The organism is Thauera humireducens (assembly GCF_001051995.2).
GTDB lineage: Bacteria > Pseudomonadota > Gammaproteobacteria > Burkholderiales > Rhodocyclaceae > Thauera > Thauera humireducens.
The window spans coordinates 3638302-3660139 of the sequence record NZ_CP014646.1 but is presented as its reverse complement, the minus strand read 5'-3'; the positions used below and the strand labels follow the sequence as shown (position 1 = coordinate 3660139).

The 21838-nt window shown below is 64.9% G+C and carries 20 protein-coding genes; 17 read left to right on the top strand and 3 right to left on the bottom strand.

The features are described 5' to 3' along the window. Window positions 1-27: 27 nt before the first annotated feature. Window positions 28-1215, top strand: coding sequence for a 4-hydroxybenzoate 3-monooxygenase (gene pobA / locus AC731_RS17015; RefSeq protein WP_048707890.1), 1188 nt, complete (start codon window positions 28-30; stop codon window positions 1213-1215). A 266-nt stretch (window positions 1216-1481) separates the two neighbouring features. Here the strand turns inward: pobA and AC731_RS17010 are convergent, their stop codons facing one another. Further along, a complete protein-coding gene (locus AC731_RS17010; protein ID WP_053085846.1) occupies window positions 1482-2114 on the bottom strand; it encodes an HAD-IA family hydrolase in 633 nt (210 codons plus the stop codon). Between the two features lie 160 nt (window positions 2115-2274). Between AC731_RS17010 and AC731_RS17005 the strand changes: the two genes are divergently transcribed. From AC731_RS17005 to AC731_RS16975, 7 genes are all read left to right on the top strand, one after another. Then, complete coding sequence (locus tag AC731_RS17005; RefSeq protein ID WP_004260077.1) at window positions 2275-3093, top strand: shikimate dehydrogenase family protein; 819 nt, start codon at window positions 2275-2277, stop codon at window positions 3091-3093. 100 nt (window positions 3094-3193) lie between these two features. Next, window positions 3194-5053, top strand: coding sequence for an FAD-dependent oxidoreductase (locus tag AC731_RS17000; protein ID WP_048707887.1), 1860 nt, complete (start codon window positions 3194-3196; stop codon window positions 5051-5053). Between the two features lie 32 nt (window positions 5054-5085). Beyond that, window positions 5086-5922: a sugar phosphate isomerase/epimerase family protein gene (locus tag AC731_RS16995; RefSeq protein WP_048707886.1), complete on the top strand. Its 837-nt coding sequence runs from the start codon at window positions 5086-5088 to the stop codon at window positions 5920-5922. Between the two features lie 19 nt (window positions 5923-5941). Next, complete coding sequence (locus tag AC731_RS16990; protein ID WP_048707884.1) at window positions 5942-6730, top strand: SDR family NAD(P)-dependent oxidoreductase; 789 nt, start codon at window positions 5942-5944, stop codon at window positions 6728-6730. 8 nt (window positions 6731-6738) lie between these two features. Further along, window positions 6739-7791, top strand: a complete 1053-nt coding sequence (locus AC731_RS16985) for a Gfo/Idh/MocA family protein (RefSeq protein WP_048707882.1) — start codon at window positions 6739-6741, stop codon at window positions 7789-7791. Window positions 7792-7835: 44 nt separating this feature from the next. Continuing rightward, window positions 7836-8456, top strand: a complete 621-nt coding sequence (locus AC731_RS16980; protein WP_004260063.1) for an NIPSNAP family protein — start codon at window positions 7836-7838, stop codon at window positions 8454-8456. A 13-nt stretch (window positions 8457-8469) separates the two neighbouring features. Then, window positions 8470-9279, top strand: coding sequence for a sugar phosphate isomerase/epimerase family protein (locus tag AC731_RS16975; RefSeq protein WP_048707879.1), 810 nt, complete (start codon window positions 8470-8472; stop codon window positions 9277-9279). Between the two features lie 117 nt (window positions 9280-9396). Here the strand turns inward: AC731_RS16975 and AC731_RS16970 are convergent, their stop codons facing one another. Further along, entirely contained in the window at window positions 9397-11217 is a 1821-nt protein-coding gene (locus AC731_RS16970) for an FAD-dependent oxidoreductase (RefSeq protein ID WP_237266557.1), read from the bottom strand. A 195-nt stretch (window positions 11218-11412) separates the two neighbouring features. Between AC731_RS16970 and AC731_RS16965 the strand changes: the two genes are divergently transcribed. The 4 genes from AC731_RS16965 (at window position 11413) to AC731_RS16950 (ending at window position 15587) form a co-directional block, all read left to right on the top strand. Beyond that, window positions 11413-12222: an IclR family transcriptional regulator gene (locus AC731_RS16965; protein WP_004260054.1), complete on the top strand. Its 810-nt coding sequence runs from the start codon at window positions 11413-11415 to the stop codon at window positions 12220-12222. 278 nt (window positions 12223-12500) lie between these two features. Continuing rightward, window positions 12501-13490, top strand: a complete 990-nt coding sequence (locus AC731_RS16960) for a tripartite tricarboxylate transporter substrate binding protein (protein ID WP_004260050.1) — start codon at window positions 12501-12503, stop codon at window positions 13488-13490. Window positions 13491-13590: 100 nt separating this feature from the next. Then, complete coding sequence (locus AC731_RS16955; RefSeq protein ID WP_004260047.1) at window positions 13591-14091, top strand: tripartite tricarboxylate transporter TctB family protein; 501 nt, start codon at window positions 13591-13593, stop codon at window positions 14089-14091. After that, window positions 14088-15587, top strand: coding sequence for a tripartite tricarboxylate transporter permease (locus tag AC731_RS16950; RefSeq protein ID WP_048707874.1), 1500 nt, complete (start codon window positions 14088-14090; stop codon window positions 15585-15587). The genes AC731_RS16955 and AC731_RS16950 overlap by 4 nt, the downstream gene beginning before the upstream one ends. A 69-nt stretch (window positions 15588-15656) precedes the next feature. Here the strand turns inward: AC731_RS16950 and AC731_RS16945 are convergent, their stop codons facing one another. Further along, on the bottom strand, window positions 15657-16508 hold the full coding sequence (locus tag AC731_RS16945) for an IclR family transcriptional regulator domain-containing protein (RefSeq protein ID WP_004260039.1): 852 nt from the start codon (window positions 16506-16508) through the stop codon (window positions 15657-15659). A 138-nt stretch (window positions 16509-16646) separates the two neighbouring features. Here AC731_RS16945 and AC731_RS16940 point away from each other — a divergent pair, with 138 nt between their 5' ends. Genes AC731_RS16940 through AC731_RS16920 form a run of 5 tightly spaced genes read left to right on the top strand, consistent with a single transcriptional unit; the run spans window position 16647 to window position 21818 of the window. Then, the gene (locus AC731_RS16940) at window positions 16647-17225 is read left to right on the top strand and encodes a TRAP transporter small permease (RefSeq protein ID WP_004260034.1); all 579 of its coding nucleotides are present in this window, start codon (window positions 16647-16649) and stop codon (window positions 17223-17225) included. A gap of 11 nt (window positions 17226-17236) precedes the next feature. Beyond that, window positions 17237-18514, top strand: a complete 1278-nt coding sequence (locus AC731_RS16935; RefSeq protein ID WP_048707872.1) for a TRAP transporter large permease subunit — start codon at window positions 17237-17239, stop codon at window positions 18512-18514. Between the two features lie 36 nt (window positions 18515-18550). Beyond that, entirely contained in the window at window positions 18551-19435 is an 885-nt protein-coding gene (locus tag AC731_RS16930; RefSeq protein WP_048707870.1) for a shikimate dehydrogenase, read from the top strand. 5 nt (window positions 19436-19440) lie between these two features. Then, complete coding sequence (locus AC731_RS16925) at window positions 19441-19863, top strand: universal stress protein (RefSeq protein WP_048707867.1); 423 nt, start codon at window positions 19441-19443, stop codon at window positions 19861-19863. Between the two features lie 35 nt (window positions 19864-19898). Then, window positions 19899-21818 carry a bifunctional sugar phosphate isomerase/epimerase/4-hydroxyphenylpyruvate dioxygenase family protein gene (locus AC731_RS16920; RefSeq protein WP_004260018.1) on the top strand — a complete coding sequence of 640 codons (1920 nt, stop codon included), beginning with the start codon at window positions 19899-19901 and terminating at the stop codon, window positions 21816-21818. Window positions 21819-21838: the final 20 nt, after the last annotated feature.

Sequence of the window (21838 nt, the reverse complement as noted above, 5' to 3'; positions counted from 1 at the left end):
AACAATCCCACAAACGGAGAGAGACTCATGCAAACACAAGTCGGCATCATCGGCGGCGGCCCATCGGGCCTGTGCCTCGCCCGCCTGCTCAGCCTGTCGGGCATCAAGAGCGTCATCCTCGAGCGCCAGGACCGCGCCTACGTCGAAGCCCGCATCCGCGCCGGCATCCTCGAGCAGGGCATGATCGACCTGATGCGCCGCGCCAAGGTGAGCGAGCGCATGGACAAGGAAGGCCTGGTCCACGACGGCATCGTGCTGACCTTCAATGACCGCGAAGAGCGCATCGACATGAAGTCGCTCACCGGCGGCCAGCAGGTCATGGTGTATGGCCAGACCGAGCTGACCAAGGACCTGTACGACGCGGTGCTGAAGGACGAGAACATCACCGTCATCTTCAACGCCGGCGACGTGCGCCCGATCAACTTCCTCGAAGGCAAGCCTCAGCTGCAGTTCTTCAAGGACGGCCAGCAGATCACGGTCGACTGCGACTACATCGCCGGCTGCGACGGCTACCACGGTGCCTCGCGCGCCTCGGTGCCGCGCGACATGATCACCGAGTACGAGCGCATCTACCCCTTCGGCTGGCTGGGCCTGCTGTCCGACACCCCGCCGGTGCACGAAGAGCTGATCTATGCCAACCACAAGCGTGGCTTCGCACTGTGCTCGCAGCGTTCGCACACCCGCAGCCGCTACTACCTGCAGGTCGGCCTGGACGAGAAGGTCGAGGACTGGTCCGACCAGCGCTTCTGGGAAGAGCTGAAGAAGCGCCTGCCCGAGCACATCGCCGCCAAGCTCGTCACCGGCCCCTCGCTCGAGAAGAGCATCGCCCCGCTGCGCTCCTTCGTCACCGAGCCGATGCGCTTCGGCAACATGTTCCTGGTCGGCGACGCCGCCCACATCGTGCCGCCGACCGGTGCCAAGGGCCTGAACCTGGCCGCGTCCGACATGTACTACCTGTCGACCGCACTGATCGCCCACTACACCGAAGGCCGCGACGACCTGCTCGACCGCTACTCGGAGACTGCGCTGCGCCGCGTCTGGGCCGCCGTGCGCTTCTCGTGGTGGTTCACCTCGATCATGCACAAGTTCAACGACGACCCGATCGAGCACAAGATCCAGATCGCCGAGCTGGACTACCTGATGAGCTCGACCGCCGGCAAGACGACCATCGCCGAGAACTACGTCGGCCTGCCGTTCGACCCGACCTTCAAGTAAGCCTCATCGCGCGCCGGAAAGCGGCGCCGCATGCCAGAACGGGCGTCACCCACAAGGTGTCGCCCGTTCTGTTCTTTCGCCCTGATAGGGTTCAGCTGCACATCGTGTCAGCCTGCGAGGCGCTCGAGAGTGTGACGGAGCACGAGCATCCTTCCGGGAATATCGGGTATCCGCAGGCACTTGACTGCAACGACGGGCGTTTGATTCGAGACACCGGATGGGGTGGAGCTGACGGAGGTGCCGCTCATGTTCGCGGCGCCCTGCCCTCAGAGCAAAGCCTGAAGGTCGCTCAGCTCATCGATCCGGGTAACTCGCCCCACTAGCGCCCCGAGCTGCAGATCGCTCATCCGGTAGGCGACGACCCGCGCGCCCGCAGTTAGTCCAGCCTGCACACCGGGCAGGCTGTCCTCGACCAGCAGGCACCGATCGATCGCCACGCCCATGCGCTGCGCAGCCACCTCGATCAGGCGCGGGTCCGGTTTCCACGCCTCAACTTCGAAGGCACTGACGATCCGCCCTTCGAAATGCGGCAGCAGCCCGGTCACCGCCAAGCAGGTCTCGATCTTGCTGACGGGCCCGTTCGACGCCACACATTTCTCGATCTCCAGGCCACTCACCAACGCCAGCGCACCAGGCATGGCCTTGAGCCGCTGACGGAACACCACCGGGGTACGTGCGCGAAAGTGCGCCGTCAGAGCCTGCGCATCCAGCACCGGAAACGCCTGACACAGTTCGTCGACCACTGTCGCAAAGCGCCGGCCGTGAAAGCGTGGCATCAGCTCAGCCGCGCTCAGCCTCACGCCGGCTTCCGCCAGCAGTTCCAACACGATCTCGACGGCCAGCCCTTCACTGTCAACCAGCGTGCCGTCGCAATCGAATATCACCCCATCGATCTTCATTCGTCCTCCTGAAGGCCGCTACCGACCTCGTTGATCTTGCCACTGCGCAGCCCTGTTACACCCCAGACATCATGCACGCGTTGCAGTTATTTCTGAAATATGTTTTCATTTTGGAACTGCATTTCAATTTTTACAAAAACGGGCTTCACGGAGACGATACATGAGCCACCCCCTTCAGTCCCTCAGCGGCGAAACCCGTGTCCTCGCGATCATGGGTGACCCGATTGCACAGGTGAAATCGCCCGCAGGCGTTACCGCGACCTTGCACGAACGGGGCGTGAATGCAGTCATGGTGCCGGTCCATGTCAGCCCGGCCGACCTCGCCACGCTGGTGAGCGGCATCAGCCTTGCCAAGAACTTCGACGGCATCAGCATGACCGTGCCGCACAAGTTCGCCGCCCACGCGCTGTGTGCCACCGCCACCGATCGTGCGAATTTCCTGAGCGCCTGCAACATCATGCGCCGCAACCCTGACGGCAGCTGGCATGGCGACATGTGTGATGGCGAAGGCTTCGTTGCCGCGGCGCGCGCGGTGGGCTGTCAGCCCGAAGGCAAGCGCGCTCTGTTGGTCGGCGCCGGTGGCGCAGGCTCGGCCATCGCCCTGGCTCTGCTCGACGCCGGCGTCTCCGAACTGGCCGTGCATGACGGTGACACCCAACGTTGCGATGCCTTGATCACCCGCCTGCGCAGCGTGCATGGCGACAAGGTCATCGCCGGCAGCAATGACCCGAGCGGCTTCGACGTCATCGTCAACGCCACGCCCGCCGGCATGCGCGCCGATGACCCACTGCCGGTTCAGGCCGACAAGTTCGTCGCGGGCATGTTCGTCGGCGACGTGATCACCGTACCTGCCGTCACACCGATGATCCAGGCCGCGCGGGACAAGGGCTGCCTGACGCAGATCGGCACCGGCATGTTCGCTGCCGTGCGCGATCGGATGATCGACTTCCTGCTCGAAGCCGGTCCACTGGCCCGCTGAGCGTCTACCGCGTCCCTTCGGGGCGGGCGCCCTAGCCAAGCCGGCAGGCCACAGAACACCTCCGCCCGCCCCATCTTTTTGCTCGAACCGGATCAATCCGATGAACGCTGCGACTGCCTCTGCCTCACCCGTTTCCAACGCGCCCATCGAAGTCGACCTGCTGGTGGTCGGCTCCGGAGCAGGCGGCCTGTCGAGCGCAGTGGTCGCCGCCGAGCTCGGCCTGAAAGTCCTGGTGGTCGAGAAGGAATCCGTCTATGGCGGCACCTCGGCCTGGTCGGGCGGCTGGCTATGGATTCCGCGCAATCCGCTGGCTGTAGAAGCCGGTATCGTCGAAGACATCGAGGTGCCACGCACCTATCTGCGCAATGAACTGGGCGAGCACTACGACGCCGACCGCGTCGATGCTTTCCTGACGCATGGCCCGCGCATGGTGGACTTCTTCCGCAAGAAAACCACCGTGCAGTTCATCGACGGCAACCTGATCCCCGACTTCCACGGCAAGCAGCCAGGCGCGGCTACCGGCGGACGCTCGGTGTGCGCGGCACCGTTCGACGCACGCGAACTTGGGGCGCACGTCAAGCGTCTGCGTCCGCCGCTGGACCTCATCGCACCCTGGGGCATGGGCATCGCATCGGGGGCCGACCTGCGTCATTTCATGAACAGCCTGCGATCGTGGGAATCCTTCCGCCACGTTACCCGCCGCGTACTGGTGCATTTCATGGATCTGCTCCTCCACCGCCGCGGCATGAGGCTGGTCAACGGCAACGCCCTAGTCGCGCGGCTGGCCAAGTCCGCATTCGATCGCGACGTGCAGATCTGGACCGATAGTCCGGTGCGCGAGTTGATCGTCGAGAACGGCAAGGTGCATGGCGCCTTGGTGAGCACGGCATTCAGCGGTGCCCCACGCGGCGACATCGAAGTTCGCGCCCGTTGTGGCGTAGTGCTGGCCGCTGGCGGCTTTCCGCACGATCCCAAACGGGCTCAACGTTTGTTTCCACATACGCCGACAGGACGCGAGCACTGGTCCGCCGCGCCTTTCAGCAACACCGGCGACGGTCTGCGCCTGGGCGAAAGCGCGGGCGGCACGGTCCCGGACACACTGCCGGCGGCCGGCGCCTGGGCGCCCGTGTCTCGCGTGGAACGCAAGGACGGCAGCGTCGGTCATTTCCCGCATCTGATCGAGCGTGCCAAGCCGGGCATCATCGCCGTGCGCCGCGACGGCAACCGCTTCGTGAATGAAGCCGGGTCCTACTACGACTTCATTTCTGCGCTATTCGCCACCACACATCAAGGCGACGCGGCAGAAGCCTGGTTGCTGTGCGACCACCGCTTCATCCGTCGCTACGGGCTGGGCCGTGTGCGTCCCGCACCTTTTCCGCTCGGCCCCATGCTGCGCTCGGGCTACCTGAAACGCGGCGACAGCATCGAAGCGCTGGCACATGCCTGCGGCATCGACGCAGCCGGCCTGGCTGCGACCGTGGCGCAATACAACCGCTACGCCCAGCGCGGCGAAGACCCCGCCTTTGGTCGTGGCGACACCCCATACAACCGCATCAATGGCGACGCAGGCCATCAACCGAACCCCTGCGTCGCCCCGATCGAAAGCGGCCCCTACTACGCGGTTCACGTGCTGCCCGGCAGCCTGGGCACCTTTGCCGGCCTGCGCACCGACGCCGCGGCCCGCGTGCTGGATGCCGACGGCCAGCCCATCGACGGCCTGTACGCCTGCGGTGCGGACATGTCGAGCGTGATGGGCGGGCGCTATCCAAGCGGTGGCATCACGTTGGGTCCGGCAATGACCTTCGGCTACATCGCAGCTCACCACGCAGCAGGTGTCGCGCTGGAAGGTGCCCCCGCATCTACGCAAGGCCATGCCATGACGGGCAGCGCTCCGCACATCCCGCACGAAACCGTTGCCGTCTGGAGGCCTGACGAAAGCAGCGAACGCCGCCGCGCATGACACCCCCTAATAACCACAACACGGAAGAGACAATGATCCCCACCCCCGCCCTACCGCCGTTTTCCCCGTCGCAGCTCACCGCGTTGGACCACAAACCGCCACAACTTGTCGAGCTGGCGGCACGCTGCGGCTACAGCCACGCCGGCATCCGGCTGCTGCCCGCGGCGCCTGGCGGCGCCGCCTATCCGCTGATGGACGACGAAGCGCTGCTGCGGGAAACACTTGCGCGTATTGCCGATACCGGCGTGAAGATCTTCGACCTGGAGATGATCCGTCTGAATGCCGACTTCGATCCGGCGCAGTACACGCGCTTCTTCGAGGTGGGCCAACGCTTGGGAGCGCAATGCATATTGGTCGCCTGCGACGACGCCGACCGCGCGCGTCTGATCGACTCCTACGCCCGGCTGTGCGAAGCCGCAAAGCCCTACGGGTTGTCGGGCGACCTCGAGTTCATGCCCTGGACCGCCGCGCCGGGTATCCACGACGCCATCGAAATCATCTCCGCAGCCCGGCCGGACAACGGCGGCATCCTCATCGACGCACTACATTTCGACCGCTCCGGCGGCACGCTGGCCGACCTCGACGGGCTCCCGCGCGAATGGTTGCACTACGCACAGATCTGCGACGGTCCCGCCGAACGGCCGACCACCACGGAGGGCCTGATCCATGCCGCACGCTGCGAGCGGCTACTGCCGGGCGAAGGCGCGATCAACCTCGCCGGCATCTGGAAGTCGTTGCCGGCGGATCTGCCGGTGGGCGTCGAGATTCCGAACGACGCACGCGTTCCCCTGGTCGGTGTCGAGCACTGGGCCCGCAGTGCGCTCGAAGCCGCCAAGGCCATCGTGATCCACGCCAGAACCGCTGCCTGACACACCGAGGAGACACCCCATGCGCGCACTCATTACCGGCGCCAGCCGTGGCATCGGCGCCGCCATCGCCCTTCAGCTGACACGTGACGCCCGGGCCGCCGGACAGACCGTGCGCCTGGCCATCGGCGCAACCCACCCGGGCGAGCACCTCGCCAATCTGTTGTCCGAGCTGAAAAGCTTGGGCGCCGACGCCGCGGCCGTGCTGGGCGACCTGTCCGACCCAGCCGTGCCGGCACGCCTGGTGTCCGAGGCGGAAGAATTCTGCGGGGGGCTCGACGCCCTGGTCTGCAACGCCGGCATCCTCGGCCCCAGCTCACTCGCCCAGCTCGACATCGACAGCTGGGACCGCCTGTTCGCCGTCAACACCCGCGCCACCTGGCTTCTGGCCCAGGCCGCCTACCCGGCACTGAAGAACAGCTGCGGTGCAATGGTCGCCGTGGCCTCGATGGCCGGCATGCAAGCCCACCCCAACAGCGGCGCGTACTCCTCATCCAAGGCGGCGATGATCATGCTGTGCCAGCAACTGGCGCTGGAGTGGGCTGCCGACGGGATCCGCGTCAACAGCCTGTCGCCCGGCATGGTGCATACCACCCTGACCGACCGTCTGTACCAGAACGCCGACGTCGCCGCGCGCCGCAAGGCCATCGTCCCGCTGCATCGCATCGGCCAACCGGAGGACATCGCCCACACCGTCGCCTTCCTGCTCAGTCCGGGCGCGACCTACATCACCGGGCAGAACATCTGCGTCGATGGCGGATTCACCCATTCGTTGATGAGCACCATCCCCGGCATGCCCAAGACGGACTGAGCGACGCAATGCACACCTCCCATTCCACGCCGCTGCGTATCGCCCTGATCGGCGCAGGCATCATGGGTCGCCAGCACGTCGGCACAATGAAACGCGTGCCCGACGTCGAACTGGTCGCAGTGGTCGACCCCTTCACTCGCAGCCTGGCTGACGAAGAAGGCGTCGCCGCCTTCACCGACGCCCGGACGATGCTCTCCGTGGTGAAGCCGGACGCCGCGCTGATCGTCAATCCCAACGACCTCCATGTGCCGACCGCACTCGACTGCATCGCCGCGGGCGTACCTGCCCTGCTCGAGAAGCCGGTCGCGACCTCGCTGGATGACGCACGTCGTCTGATCGCCGCACTGCGCGACAGCCCGACCCCCATCCTCGTCGGTCACCATCGCCGCCACAATCCGGTGATTGCGCGCGCCAAAGAGGTCATCGACTCTGGCGCGCTCGGCCGCCCCAGCCTGGCGACCGCACTGTGGCAAACGAAGAAGCCCGACGCCTATTACGACATGACCTGGCGCCGCGAAGCGGGCGCCGGAGTCATCCTGATCAACCTGGTGCACGAAACCGACCTGCTCCGCCACCTCTACGGCGAAGTGGTCGAGGTGCAGGCCTTCACAAGCAATGCGCTACGCGGCTTCGCGGTGGAAGACACGGCGACGATCAACTTCCGTTTCGAGAGCGGCGCACTGGCCAGCATCGTCGGCTCGGATGCCGTCGCCTCTCCCTGGGGCTGGGAAAAGAACCTCAACGAGGTCCCCAAGTTCGCCAAGGAATACGATCAACCCTGCCTGTTGCTGTCGGGTACCGAGGGCGCACTGTCCATTCCGCAGCTCAAGCTGTGGCGCTACGACGAGCGCGCCGACTGGGAGGCGCCCCTGTCGCAGCAGCAGATCGGCTACCAGGCCGATGACCCGCAAGTGCTTCAGTTGCGTCACTTCGTGCGCGTGGCACGCGGTGAAGTCGCCCCGCTGATCAGTGTTGCAGACGCGGCACGCACCATCGCCGTGGTCGACGCCATCCACCAGGCAGCGCGAGAACGCCGCGCGGTGACGCCGACTTACCCCTGAACCTCGCCTCAGCCCCTCCCCTTTTCTCACCGAAGGAAACCGACATGAAAAAATATGAAGTCGCCCTCATCGACATCCCGATGTTCTCCAATGCCAAGGTCTATCCGCTGATCGAGGCCTACGCCACCGCGCCACAGGCTCTCGGTCGCCTGCTCGCGATCTGGTATTCGGACATCGGCGAACTGAACCAGGTCATGGTGCTGCGCGAATTCGAGACCGCCTCCGATCTCGACGCCGAGCGCGAACGCATGATGCTGGGCGGCAAGCCCTTTGGCCTCGACAACGAATTGATGCTGGGCCTGAATCTGTCGACCTACGCGGCGTTCCCTTTCCTGCCGCCCGTCGAGACCGGTGCGCGCGGCCCGGTATACGAAGTGCGGACCTACGGCATCAAACCCGAAGGCGTCGCCGCCACCATCGAAGCCTGGAAGGGCGCCTACGCCGCACGCCACGCGGTGTCACCCCTGCTGATCGCGATGTACGCACTGGACGGCCAAGGCCCGCGCTTCATGAACATCTGGCCGTACGCCAGCACCGACGCCCGCGCCAAGGCTCGTGCCGACTCCGTGGCACAAGGTGTGTGGCCGCCGAAGGGCGGCCCTGCCCACCTGACCACGCTGCACAGCGCCATCTTCCTGCCGGCGCCGAATTCGCCGCTGCGCTGAGAGGCCAGACCCGATGAATCGCCCGCTCTCGCTCGCAGCACTCACCGTGCTGGACCTCTCCCCCGCCGACATGGTGAGCTGCGCCGCGTGGGCGGGCTATTCCCACGTCGGCCTGCGCCTCAACCCGGCGACGCCGACGGAGGCCCATTACCCCACCATCGGCGATACACCCGTGATCCGCGACGTGCTTGCGCGCCTGCAGGATACCGGGGTCAAGGTGCTGGACATCGAGATCCTGCGCCTGAAACCCGACACACGGGTCACCGATTTCGAAGCCTTCTTCGAAACCGGCGCCCGCCTGGGTGCCCAGCACGTCTTGCTCGCGGGCAACGACCCCGATCACGCACGCCTGGTCGACAACTTTGGCGCCACCTGCGACCTCGCAGCGCGCTACGGTCTGGCAGCCCACCTCGAACCGATGCCGTGGACCGACGTGCGCAACGTCGCCGAAGCCGACACGATCATCCGCGCCGCCGGACGCGACAATGCCGGCATCATTGTCGATCCGATCCATTTCGACCGCAGCGGCGACACCATTGAGGGGCTTGCCGCCATCCCGCCATCGCGCTTCCGCTACATGCAGTTCTGCGATGCGCCGGCCGCACGCCCGACCAGCACCGAGGAAATCCTGTTTCAGGCCCGTGCCGAACGTTTGCCTCCGGCTGAAGGCGGACTGCCACTGCGCGAACTGCTCGGGGCATTGCCGGCAGGCATCGCGCTGTCCATCGAGGTGCCGCAGATGGCATTGGCCCGCACCGTGGGCCCATTCCAACGCGCACGCCGTCTGCGCGAGGCGTGCCAACATCTGCTAGCAAGCTGCTGAGATGCAGCCCTGACGGGTGAACGACGTTGATGCAAAAAAGGGAGGGGATATCCCCTCCCTTTTTGCGTCAACGCCCTTGGCGTTGCAGCCCTGCCAGGCAGGGCTGGTGTGGCGTACTCAGCGCCGTGCCCGGGCTACGGCGTCCCGCGCCGCCAGGTAGGCAAACACCACCCCCGGCCCAAGGGTGATCCCCGGCCCCGGATAGGTGCCTCCCATGATCGACTGCTGGTCGTTGCCGACGGCATACAGCCCGGGAATCGACTGGTCAGCGGCATCGAGCGCGCGTGCGTTCTCATCGGTCTGAAAGCCTTTGGCCGCGCCGATATCGCCCGGGTAGAGGCGCACCGCATAGAACGGCGCGGTCTCGATCGGACCCAGGCTGGGGTTGGGGCCGCTCCAGGTCGCATCGCCGTTGGCCCGCTGATACAACGTCGTACCGCGCTGGAAATGTTCATCCACGCCGGTTTTGGCGAAGCGCCCGATATCGGCCGCGGCCTGCTCGAGATTGGCGGCCTCCACGCCGAGCTTGCGCGCCAGTTCCGCAAGCGTATTGCCGGAAACGACATAGCCATCGGCCAGCGCCTCGGCCAACCCCATCTTGTTCGGCCGCACCATGCCCATGCCGTACTTGCGCATCCCGTCTGCATCGGTGACGAGGAAGGACGGGACCGACGGCGTGGTCTTGTTCGCCGCCTGCATGGTGATGCCGGTGAGGTGATAGGAAATCGACTCGTTGTAGTAACGCTTGCCGTGCTGATTGACGATCATCATGCCCGGCTTGGCACGATCGAAAACGAAGTGCGGAAACACCGCCTGACTGCCATCCTTGCGCTTGCGGATCGACACCGGCGCCCAGAAGCACGGGCTGAGTTCACCCTCGCCATAGCGCGCACCCACCGCTTCGGCCAGCTCATGCAAGGCCCCGGTGTGACCTGGACCGCCCGGACACCAATTGACGTCGGCGCCCGGCATCAGTTGCGCACGGCGCTGCGGGTGGCGATTGAAGCCGCCGGTCGCCATGATCACCCCGCCCGTCACCTCGATACGACGCGACACGCCGCGCTGACTCAAGACCAGCGCATCGACCCCTTCGGCGCCACGCCTCAACTCCGTGACACGCGTTTCCGTCATCAGGCTCACGCCACGCTCGCGGATGGACAACAACAGACGTCCGATCAGCGCGTTACCCATCACCAATCGTGTGCCACGCGGGTAGCGCAGTCGGTCGCCGGCGTGGCGCAACATGATGCGGGTGACGTACTTGAAAGTGTCCCATGAGCCCCACCACTGCTTGATGAAGGCCATCAACCGCAAGATGTCGTCACGGTCGACCATCATGCCCTTCAGCACGGTGAACTCCGGAATGGGCGGGCGGATAAGGTTGAAGTGTTCGCCCAACAAGCGGCCATCAAACGGATAGGGCTCCAGCGCGCGGCCACACGTGGTCGATCCTTCGAGCTCGGACAGGTAGTCGGGGTGAAAGTCGCGCGGGCGGTACTTGACGTGCGAATTGTCCTCGATCTTCGCCACCGCATCTGCGCCGTTGTCGAGGAAAGCCTGCCGGACACGCGGATCCGAGCGCTCGCCCACCGCCAGATCAAGGAATCGCTTGGCATCCTGCAATGAATCCTTCGGATTCACTTTGGGGGCATGCCGCGTCCCCACGATCCAGGTGGTCGCGCCCGAATAGGCCGTCGTGCCGCCCACATATTCGGTCGACTCGACCAATAGGACCTTGGCACCGTCGATGGCGGCATACAGCGCTGCGGACATGCCAGCGCCACCGGCGCCGACGACAACGACGTCGTAGCGCTCACCGTCCTGGATGTCTTCGATACGTTTCAGCATGAGGCTCCTCGTTCTTCTCGATGATGTACTGGATGTTATTTTTAGAACTGTATTCCACTTTAAAAGGTTGTACCAGTATTTTTTGAGCATGCCTGGTTGCGCTTTTTCGGCGCCGTTTCTCACGCATGCTGGTGTCCAGCCAGGAGGAGGCGTATGGTTCCGAAGTGGAACCAAATCCCGTTTCCATCGACCCGAAGCCAGCGTTCAAGATTTCCCTTTTACTTGAATAAAAATTTTTCTTGAACACTATTCCATTCTAGAACCTCATTCTCTATTATCGAACCCATGGCCGGATCACTTCTCTCGCGCGCCTTTGGCGCCCTCGAACTGCTTGCGAACCACCCACAGGGCATTGCCCTGCAGGATGTCGCCGATTCGCTGAACATTCCCAAGAGCGCCGCGCACCGCCTGCTGGCCTCACTGGTGGAGTACGGCTACGTGCGACAGGACACCGCAAGCGCCCACTACATGTTGACGATGCGTCTGCTGACGGTCGCACTGGGCTTCCTCGCCCGCAGCGGCATCAACGACATCGCCCAACCGCTGATGGATCGACTTGCCACCTCGACCGGTGAGTTGGTACGCCTGAGTGTCATCGAAGGCGATCCACCCAACCAGAGCCAGGTCTGGGTCGGCAAGGCACAGGGGGCGCAGCAAGGCCTGCGCTACGACCCCGACATGGGGCGCGCAGCCCCCCTGTCGTGCACGTCGACCGGGTTTGCCTGGCTGGCCTGCCTGAGTGACGAAGACGCGCTGCAACTGGTGTCGCGTCAGGGCATCGCACTGGGGCCAGAGCTCGGTCGCAATGCACCGCGGACACTGAAGGAAGTGCTGTCCTGCATCGAACTCGCGCGCGAACGAGGCTACGCCATGGTCACGGACTGCTCAGAACCAGGACTCGCGGCCATTGCGACGGCAGTCAAGCACCCGGTGACGAAAGCCGTGATCGGTGTGTTGAGCGTCTCGGGCCCGAGCGCCCGCCTGACCGAGGAGCGGATGCAGGCCCTGGCGCCTGAACTCCTGAAGACCGCAGAAGAGCTGGGACTGGGCTACCAGAACTCGAGCTTGTTCGGCGGCCGTGCGCGTAGCCATTGAGGCGCATCGTTCGCGTGGCCTCTGCTGGAGTTTGTTCGCTGTGCGCACAAACACGTATCACAGGGGACACTACGATGCCCAACCCTGAACTAGATTGGACGCACGTCGCGACAACAGCAGAACGCATCGGGAAAAGGAGACCAGCGGGCACCCGCTGGAAGCACGGCGCGAGATCCGCGAGCGTAATCGTGCACTACGGTTTGCGGCCTGATCAGGTGCGCCGCACACAAGTCACCTGAAGCACCTTGCACACCACATCCTAACCAGAGGAGACAACCATGATGAATTACCGCAAGCTGGCGGGCGTCGCTGCCCTGTCACTGCTCAGCAGCCTGGCAGCAGCACAGAGTTTTCCCGAACGTGAAGTTTCGGGGGTGATCCAGTGGGGTCCGGGTGGTGCGACCGACGTTGCTGTGCGCGGCATGGCAGCCCAAGCTGAACAGGCCCTCGGCAAGAAGCTCGTGTTACAGAACAAGGCTGGGGGCGTTGGCGTGATTGGCGCCAATTTCGTGTTGCAGCAGCCTTCAGACGGCTACACCCTGCTGATGGGGGCCGAGAACCCGGCCCTGTACAAGGTAATGGGTCTCGCCGACTTTGACTACAACGCCTTCTACCCGGTCAACATCATCTCGCGCGGCAACGTGCTGCTGGTGGCAAACAAGGACAAGTCCTGGAACAGCTTCAAGGATCTGTTGACGGACGTCCAGGCCAACCCGGGCAAGATCAAGATGTACACCGCCGGAATTGGCACCGTGCCCTTCACTTCAAGCGCCATGATCGCGTCGCTGACTAAGTTCCCGGTCAATCCGGTCCCGTTCGATGGCGATGGTCCGGGCATTACTGCGATGCTGGGCGGCCACGTCGACTTCGGCTTCATCGCAGCGGGCGCCGTGCAGGAACACATCAAGGCGGGTCGCCTGAAAGTGCTCGGCGTGCTCGATTCCAAGCCCTACATGGACATTCCGCCGATGACCGAAGCGCTACCGGATCTCAAGAAATACGTGCCATGGGGCTCCTTCTTCGGCGTCTTCGCCAAGAAGGATATTCCGGACGAGGCCAAGCAGAAGCTGGCTGCGGCGTTCAAGACTGCGGTCGACACCCCGGAATACCGGGCCATGATGGAAAGCCGCGGAAACGTCATGCTGAACATCTCCGGTGACGAAGCCAAGCAGTTCATCGACCGTTGGCAGTCTGTGACTGCATGGGTCTATCAGGACGCGGGGGTCGCCAAGAAGAACCCCGCCGAACTGGGCATTCCGAAGCCCTGATCCGCACCGGATACGCTACCGCTCTGTCTGCCCGCCACGGCGCCCGACGCCGTGGCGCGGCGCAACACACAAAACAAGAACATCACCACTGGAGGCCATCATGCACATCCAACGCCGCCGCCTGGCCGGTGAGGTCGTTTTCGCGCTGCTGTTGCTCGCAGCCAGCCTCTTCCTGTTCTGGCATTCATACAAGATCTCCGGCTTCTCATCCTTTACCTCGGCCGGCGCCTACCCGATGGTGACGACGGCGGTGATGAGCATCAGCGCGATCATCATCCTGTTCCAGACCCTGCGCGTCGGCCGCGTCGAAGGCGAACCCGGACAATCATTGATCTTTCAGTTCTATGCCCACGTGACGCCAACCCTCATCGTTGCCTTCACCGCGGCGATCATCGGTTACATGCTGGCGCTGGAGCAACTGGGTTTCATCCTCAGTTCCTACGTTTTCCTCGTTATCTCGATGTGGCTGCTGGGCAGCCGCAAGCTGATGATCAACTTGCTCGTCAGCGCTGCCATGATCGGCTTCATCTACGTCGTGTTTCAAACCATCTTTTCGGTCGTCGTACCCAAGGGCACGCTGATCCAAGGACTGTTCAAATGAACGAAGCGCTCGGCTACTTCCTCATTTCGTGGATGGATCCAGGCCTGATCGGGCTGGTTGCCGCGGGCACGCTCGCAGGCATCTATATCGGCGCCATCCCCGGGCTGTCAGTGACGATGGCCGTATCGATCCTGATCTCCTTCACTTTCAAATGGCAGGTCAACGAGGCGCTGGCGTTGATGTGCGGCATCTACCTCGGTGGAGTCTATGGCGGCTCGCGCACGGCGATCCTACTCAACATCCCGGGCGCGCCATCAGCCATCGCCACCGCTTTCGACGGCTATCCAATGGCCAAGCGCGGCGAGGCAGGCGCAGCAATCGGACTGACCACGATCGTGTCGGTCATCGGCGGCTTCGTCGGCATTGGCGCTCTGGCCCTGGCCGCTCCAGCAATGTCGGACTTCGCACTGCAGTTCCATTCACGCGACTACCTACTGCTGGCGATCTGGGGCATCCTGCTGGTCGGCAGCCTGTCCGGCGAGTCCTTGTACAAGGGCATCTTCGCGGGTGCACTCGGTGTCACCATCGGCACGGTAGGCCTCGATCCGCTGACCGCGGAACCCCGTCTGACCTTCGGCTCCATGCAGTTATCGGCCGGCATCTCCTATGTCGCCGCGATGATCGGCTTCTTCGGTGTCGCCGAGGTACTGTCTCAGGTGCACGACATCAAGCTCAAGGCCGTCCGACAGGACGTATCCAAGATCCTTCCGTCGTGGGCCATGGTGAAGAAATACCTGCCCCTGTCGATGCGGACATCGGGGATCGGCGTCGTTGTCGGCGCGCTTCCGGGTGCTGGCGGCGACATCGCTGCACTGCTCGCCTATGACCACGCCAAACGCAGCGTAAAGAATCCGTCGCGCCCCTTCGGCGAGGGCGCCTACGAGGGACTGGTTGCGCCCGAATCGGCCAACAACGCAGCGGTCGGCGGCGCCCATGTGCCTATGCTGACGCTGGGCATCCCGGGCGACGCAGTCACTGCGGTGATCATCGGTGCGCTCTACATCCACGGGCTCAACCCCGGACCGATGCTGATGATCCAGACGCCGCATCTGTTCTGGTTCCTCGTCGGCGCCTTGTGCCTCGCCAACGTCTTCCTCCTTATCTTCGGGCTCACCGGCATCAAGGTGTTCTGCAAGATCATGGAGATTCCCAAGCCCATCCTGCTGCCCCTCATCCTCGTGCTGTCGACGATCGGCGCCTATGCGATCAACAATAACGTGGTCGATGTCTATTGGATGCTTGGCTTTGGGTTGTTCGGCTACCTCATGAAAATGTACGGCTTCCAGGTCGCGCCAATCATCCTCGGCATCATCCTTGGCCCACTCATGGATCGCAGCTACCGCCAGGCGATGATTTCGGCCGAAGGCGACCTGATCACCTACTTCGCGAGCTTCTTCACCTCGCCGATCTCGCTCACGATCGCGTTGGCGATGGCCTTGACGCTGATCAGCCAAACGCCTTGGTGGCAACGCTGGCGCAAGGATAAGGCGGCCTGAACGACCGACTGTCGGAGCCCTGTCCGATGCCCCGTGGAAAGCATCCACGGGGCATTTTTTATCTTCCGTTCAGATACGCAGCGCCTCCGCCGCCTCCCGCAGCAGCGGCAGGAAGCGCGTGCGCATGTGTTCGATGCCCATGCGCGAGGTCGGGCCGATGATGTTGATGCCGCTGACGACCGTGCCGGCCTTGTCGCGGACCGGCACTGCGATCGAGCGCAGGCCGATCTCCATCTGCTGGTTGGCAATGGCGTAGCCTTGCGTCCTCACCTGCTGCAGCACCTTGCCCAGCTCGGCGGGCGAGACGATGGTGTTCTGGGTGAAAGGCAGGAAGCTCGTGCGCGCCAGGCAGGCGTCGAGCTCGGCCTCGGGGAGGTGGGCCAGCAGCACCATGCCGATCGAGGTCGCATAGGCGGGCAGGCGGTTGCCGACGTTCAGCGACGGCGACATGATCCGCGACGCCGCCGCGCGGGCGATATAGACGATGTCCGTGCCGTCGAGCACCGCCATCGAGCAGGCTTCGCCCACCGTCTCGCTGAGCTTGTCCAGCACCGGCTGCCCCTTGCCCGACAGCGGCGTGCCCGAGAGATAGGCATTGCCCAGTGACACGGTCTTGGGCGTCAGCGAGAAGCGGGTGCCGTCGTGGCAGCGCGCGTAGCCCAGTGCGGTGAGCGTGTGCAGGTAGCGCCGCACCGCCGCGCGCGTGATGCCCGTGCGGTAGCTGATCTGCGAGATCGACATCTGCCGGCCCTGGTTGGTGAAGGCCTGGATCACCGCCAGCCCGCGTGCCAGTGCGGTCACGAAGTTGCGATCGGTGGCGTAGTCCGCGAGGTCATCGCCCTCGGGCACCTCGGCATCCGGCTCGCCCGGCAGCGCGCCGCCGGTTGGCGCGTCGGCACTCCTGTTCGGCACATGCTTCATGTCGCTGCCCCCTCTGTTGGCGCCACCCGATATTTGTGCGCACTGCGCACAATAGGGACAATGCAGCCTTTCACGCAAGTCTCCCGAAGACTAGAGTTCGGGCACATCCAGGCGGGACTCCGCCACCCAGGAGGAACAATGAAAACACTCGTCGATGGCTACTTCCGGCTGCTCAAGCTGCTGATGTTCCTGTGCATGGTCGGCATGGTCGTCATGGTGTTCGGCAACGTGGTGATGCGCTATGCCTTCAACTCGGGCCTGACCATGTCCGAAGAGCTGGCCCGCTTCCTGTTCGTGTGGATGACCTTCCTCGGTGCCATCGTGGCGTTGCGCGAACATGCCCACCTCGGCGTCGACACGCTGATCCGCCGCCTGCCGCCACTGGGCCGCCGCTTCGCCCTGCTGCTCGGCCACATGCTGATGCTGTATGTCTGCTGGCTGATCACCACCGGCAGCTGGCAGCAGACGCAGATCAACCTTTCCGTCCCCGCGCCCGCAACCGGCCTGTCCATGGGCGCGTTCTATGGCGTGGGCGTGCTGTTCGGCATCTCGGCCGCGGCCGTCCTGCTCTACGAGGCGGTGCGCATTGCCTTCGGCCGTACCGGCGATCACGAACTGGTCATGGTCGCCAGCAACGACGCAGCCGAGGAAGTCGAGCGCCTGCAGCACGAACAGCAACACGCGGGCAAAAGCAGTGCGCCCGGCGCCAAGGCCTGAGGAGACACGACATGGCCGTCACCATTTTCATCACCTCGCTGATCGGCACCATCGCCCTCGGCCTGCCCATCGCCTTTGCCCTGCTGCTGGTAGGCGTGGCGATGATGATGCACCTCGACATGTTCGACGCCCAGATCGTGGCGCAGAACCTGATCAACGGCGCCAATAGCTTCCCCTTGCTGGCCGTGCCCTTCTTCATGCTGGCGGGCGAGATCATGAACGCCGGCGGGCTGTCGAAGCGCATCGTCAACATCGCGCTCGCCACCGTCGGCCACGTCAAAGGCGGCCTGGGCTACGTCGCCATCCTCGCGTCCTGCATCCTCGCCTCGCTGTCCGGCTCCGCGGTGGCCGACGCCGCTGCGCTGTCTGCGCTGCTGGTGCCGATGATGGTCGCCGCCGGCCACGACAGGAAGCGCTCCGCAGGCCTGATTGCCGCCGGTGGCATCATCGGCCCGGTGATCCCGCCCTCGATCGGCTTCATCGTGTTCGGCGTCGCCACCGGCGTGTCGATCTCCAAGCTCTTCCTCGCCGGCATCTTCCCCGGCCTGATGATGGGCCTGGCGCTGGCGGCAGCGTGGTGGATCTACTCCCGCAGCGAAGACGTGCAACCCCAGCCGAAGAAATCCGCACGAGAAATCCGCCGTGCGGTCATCGAGGGCAGCTGGGCGCTGGGCCTGCCGCTGATCATTATCCTCGGCCTCAAGTTCGGCATCTTCACGCCGACCGAGGCGGCCGTGGTCGCGGCTGTCTATGCGCTGTTCGTTGCCATCGTCATCTACCGCGAGCTCAAGCTGTCGCAGATCTACGACGTCGTGGTGTCGGCCGCCAAGACCACCTCGGTGGTGATGCTGCTGGTCGCCGCGGCGATGGTGTCGTCGTGGATGGTGACGGTGGCCGAGCTGCCTTTCCTGCTGGTCGAGCTGCTCGAGCCCTTGCTCGACAGCCCGACGCTGCTGCTGCTGGCGATCATGATCACCATCATCCTCGTCGGCACCAGCATGGACATGACGCCCACCATTCTGATCCTCGCACCGGTGCTGATGCCGGTGGTGAAGGCTGCGGGCATCGACCCGGTGTATTTCGGCGTGCTGTTCATCATCAACACCTCGATCGGTCTCATCACCCCGCCGGTCGGCACCGTACTCAACGTCGTGGCCGGGACCGGAAAGATGAGCATGGACGAGATCGTGCGCGGCGTGTGGCCCTTCCTGCTCGCCCAGTTCGCGGTGCTGTTCCTGCTCGTGCTTTTCCCCGAGCTGATCCTGACCCCGCTGCGCTGGCTGACCTAAGCACGCACCCCCAACACCTCTCCAAGGAAACACCCGATGAGCAATACGCCGAACACGCCATCGCTTCCCTCCATGGTCTGCGGCCTGATCGGCTCGGGCATCCAGGCCTCGCTGACGCCGGCAATGCACGAGCAGGAGGGCGAAGCCCAGGGCTTCCGCTACGTCTACAAGAAGATCGATCTCGACCCGCTGGGCCTGACGGCCGACGACCTGCCCGAGCTGCTGACCGCCGCCCGGCGCATGGGCTTCTCGGGACTGAACATCACCTTCCCGTGCAAGCAGGCGATCGTGCCGCTGCTCGATGAATTGTCGGACGAGGCGCGTGCACTCAACGCGGTGAACACCGTGGTGATCAGGGACGGCCGCCTGATCGGACACAACACCGACTGCTCGGGCTTTGCCGAGGGTTTCCGCCGCGGCCTGCCGGGCGCGAAGATGGGCAGGGTGGTGCAGCTCGGTGCCGGCGGCGCCGGTGCCGCGGTGGCGCATGCGGCGCTCGGCCTGGGCGCGCGGCAACTGACGGTGTTCGACATCGACCCGGCGCGCGCACGCGAGCTTGCGGACAGCCTGTGTGCGCGCTTCGGCGCCGGGCGCTGCATCGCGGGCAACGACCTCGCGACCGCAATGGCCGAGACCGACGGCCTGATCCACTGCACCCCCACCGGCATGGCCAAGCTGCCTGGCCTGCCGCTGCCGGCCGAGCTGATCGACGGCCGCATCTGGGTGGCGGAGATCGTCTACTTCCCGCTCGAGACCGAACTGCTGCGCGTGTCCCGCGCCAAGGGCTGCCGCACGCTCGACGGCGGCGGCATGGCGGTGTTCCAGGCCGTCGGCGCCTTCCGCCACTTCACCGGCCTCGAACCCGACGCCGAACGCATGCGCGCGCACTTCCTGTCGATGGTCGCGAACAAGAAGGACTGAACACCATGTACAAGCACATCCTGATTCCGATCGACGGCTCCGACATGTCGACCGACGCCGCCAGGCGCGCACTCGAATTGGCCAAGATCCACGGAGCCCGCGCCACCGTGCTCTACGTGCTGACCGACAGCGCCGTGGCGGCCGGCCTGGGCAAGTCCACCCGCGACGAGGCCGCCCGCACGGAGATGGCGCAGGGCTTCCTGCGCCCGATCGGCGCGCTGGCCAGGCAGGCCGGAGTCGAGGCCGAGTGCTTCTACGTCGAGAGCGACTCGCCCGCCGACGAGATCGTCGAAACCGCACGCAAGCGCGGCTGCGACCTGATCCACATGGCCTCACACGCCCGCCGCGGCGTCGTCGAGCTGTTGCTCGGCAGCGTCACCGCCGACGTCCTCAAGCGCACCAGCGTACCGGTGCTGGTGGTGCGCTGACGCGGCCTTCCGCCCCGACCCAGGAAACCCGACCGATGCGTCGTTCCATCGCCACCGTGTGCCTCAGCGGCACGCTCGAGGAAAAGCTCGAGGCCATCGCCTCGGCGCGTTTCGACGCAGTCGAGATCTTCGAGAACGACTTCATCAACTACCACGGCACCGCGGCCGACGTGCGCCGCCTGTGTCACGACCTCGGCCTCGGGATCGACCTCTACCAGCCCTTCCGCGACTTCGAAGGCGTCAGCGACGCCCAGTTCAGGCGCAACCTCGATCGCGTCGAGCGCAAGTTCGACATCATGGAAGCACTGGGCGCCCCGCAACTCCTGGTGTGCTCGAGTTGCGCGCCGGACGCCATCGCCGACGATGCGCGCTCGGCTGCCCAGCTCTACGAACTGGCCGAGCGCGCTGCCCGCCGCAACATCACGATCGGCTTCGAGGCGCTGGCGTGGTCGCGCCACATCCGGCACTACCAGCACGCCTGGAAGATCGTGAAGGAGGCCAACCACCCGCACCTCGGCATCCTGCTCGACAGCTTCCACATCCTGTCGCTGGGCGACGACCCCGCCGCCATCGCGGACATTCCGGGCGACAAGATCGCCTTCCTGCAACTGGCCGACGCCCCCTACAAGGTCATGGACGTGCTGCAGTGGAGCCGGCATTTCCGCTGCTTCCCGGGACAGGGCAATTTCGACCTGGTCACTTTCCTGGAGAAGGTCCTGCTCGCCGGCTACACCGGGCCGCTGTCGCTCGAGGTGTTCAACGACCATTTCCGCGCGGCGCCGACCCGCCCGACCGCAATCGACGCCTACCGCTCCCTGCTGTACTTGGAGGAAGCCGTGGAACGCCGGCTCGCCGCCCCCGGCGATGACGTCTTACTGAACCAGGCACGCGAGGCCGCCGCCGCGCGCGTCGAACTGTTCAGCCCGCCCCGCATCCCGGCACTGGACGGCCTGGCCTTCATCGAGTTCGCGGTCGACACCGAATCCGAACGCGCCCTGGCCCAGGTGCTGGGCGCGCTGGGCTTTCGCCGCGCCGGCGAGCACCGCTCGAAGGCCGTCACGCTGTACCGCCAGGGCGACATCGACATCATCCTGAATGCGGAGCCCGGTTCCTTCGCGCGCAGCCATTTCATGCAGCACGGGCCCTCGATCTGCGCACTGGGCATCGCCACCGAAGACAGCCTGCGCGCCCTGAACCGCGCCACCGCCTTCGGCTGCCCCCGCTTCGAAGGCCGCATCGGCCCGAACGAGTTGAAGATTCCAGCGATTCGCGCGCCCGACGGCAGCCTGATCTATTTCGTACCGTCCACTCAAGGCTCGAAGCGGCTGTTCGAGATCGACTTCCTGCTCGAGGACGAGACCGCAAGCGCGCCCTCGCCCACCGACCTCCAGGCGGTCGACCACATCGCGCAGGGCCTGCCGCAGCTGCGCCAGGATGCCTGGACCCTGTTCTATCGTGCCATCCTCGGCGGCGAGCCCGGTGAAAGCATGGACCTCGTCGATCCCTACGGCCTGATCAGCACCCGCGGGGTCGCAACGGCAGACCGCAAGCTGCGCTTCGTGCTCGACGTGTCGGACAGCGACACCACCGCGACCGCGCGCACCATCACGCAACTGGCGGGCGCCAGCGTGCACCACGTGTCCTTCAGCTGCGCCGACATCTTCGCCACGGTGGAGCGGCTGCGTGCCAACGGCGTCAGCTTCATCCCGGTGTCGCCGAACTACTACGACGACCTGCCGACCCGCTTCGTGCTGGACGACGCGCTCGTCGCCCGCATGGCTGCACTCGGCATCCTGTATGACGCGACGGCCGAGGGCGAGTACTTCCATGTCTACACCCAGGTGTTCGCCGAACGCTTCTTCTTCGAGATCGTGCAGCGCAACGGCGCCTATGACGGGTACGGCGCAGCGAACGCGCCGGCGCGCATGATGGCCCACCTGCGTACGAACCGCTGAGCGCGACGCTCACTGCCCGG

Coding starts and splice junctions, on each gene's coding strand:
- pobA (WP_048707890.1), top strand. CDS start 28: ATGCAAACACAAGTCGGCATCATCGGCGGCGGCCCATCGGGCCTGTGC.
- AC731_RS17010 (WP_053085846.1), bottom strand. CDS start 2,114: ATGAAGATCGATGGGGTGATATTCGATTGCGACGGCACGCTGGTTGAC.
- AC731_RS17005 (WP_004260077.1), top strand. CDS start 2,275: ATGAGCCACCCCCTTCAGTCCCTCAGCGGCGAAACCCGTGTCCTCGCG.
- AC731_RS17000 (WP_048707887.1), top strand. CDS start 3,194: ATGAACGCTGCGACTGCCTCTGCCTCACCCGTTTCCAACGCGCCCATC.
- AC731_RS16995 (WP_048707886.1), top strand. CDS start 5,086: ATGATCCCCACCCCCGCCCTACCGCCGTTTTCCCCGTCGCAGCTCACC.
- AC731_RS16990 (WP_048707884.1), top strand. CDS start 5,942: ATGCGCGCACTCATTACCGGCGCCAGCCGTGGCATCGGCGCCGCCATC.
- AC731_RS16985 (WP_048707882.1), top strand. CDS start 6,739: ATGCACACCTCCCATTCCACGCCGCTGCGTATCGCCCTGATCGGCGCA.
- AC731_RS16980 (WP_004260063.1), top strand. CDS start 7,836: ATGAAAAAATATGAAGTCGCCCTCATCGACATCCCGATGTTCTCCAAT.
- AC731_RS16975 (WP_048707879.1), top strand. CDS start 8,470: ATGAATCGCCCGCTCTCGCTCGCAGCACTCACCGTGCTGGACCTCTCC.
- AC731_RS16970 (WP_237266557.1), bottom strand. CDS start 11,217: ATGCTCAAAAAATACTGGTACAACCTTTTAAAGTGGAATACAGTTCTA.
- AC731_RS16965 (WP_004260054.1), top strand. CDS start 11,413: ATGGCCGGATCACTTCTCTCGCGCGCCTTTGGCGCCCTCGAACTGCTT.
- AC731_RS16960 (WP_004260050.1), top strand. CDS start 12,501: ATGATGAATTACCGCAAGCTGGCGGGCGTCGCTGCCCTGTCACTGCTC.
- AC731_RS16955 (WP_004260047.1), top strand. CDS start 13,591: ATGCACATCCAACGCCGCCGCCTGGCCGGTGAGGTCGTTTTCGCGCTG.
- AC731_RS16950 (WP_048707874.1), top strand. CDS start 14,088: ATGAACGAAGCGCTCGGCTACTTCCTCATTTCGTGGATGGATCCAGGC.
- AC731_RS16945 (WP_004260039.1), bottom strand. CDS start 16,508: ATGAAGCATGTGCCGAACAGGAGTGCCGACGCGCCAACCGGCGGCGCG.
- AC731_RS16940 (WP_004260034.1), top strand. CDS start 16,647: ATGAAAACACTCGTCGATGGCTACTTCCGGCTGCTCAAGCTGCTGATG.
- AC731_RS16935 (WP_048707872.1), top strand. CDS start 17,237: ATGGCCGTCACCATTTTCATCACCTCGCTGATCGGCACCATCGCCCTC.
- AC731_RS16930 (WP_048707870.1), top strand. CDS start 18,551: ATGAGCAATACGCCGAACACGCCATCGCTTCCCTCCATGGTCTGCGGC.
- AC731_RS16925 (WP_048707867.1), top strand. CDS start 19,441: ATGTACAAGCACATCCTGATTCCGATCGACGGCTCCGACATGTCGACC.
- AC731_RS16920 (WP_004260018.1), top strand. CDS start 19,899: ATGCGTCGTTCCATCGCCACCGTGTGCCTCAGCGGCACGCTCGAGGAA.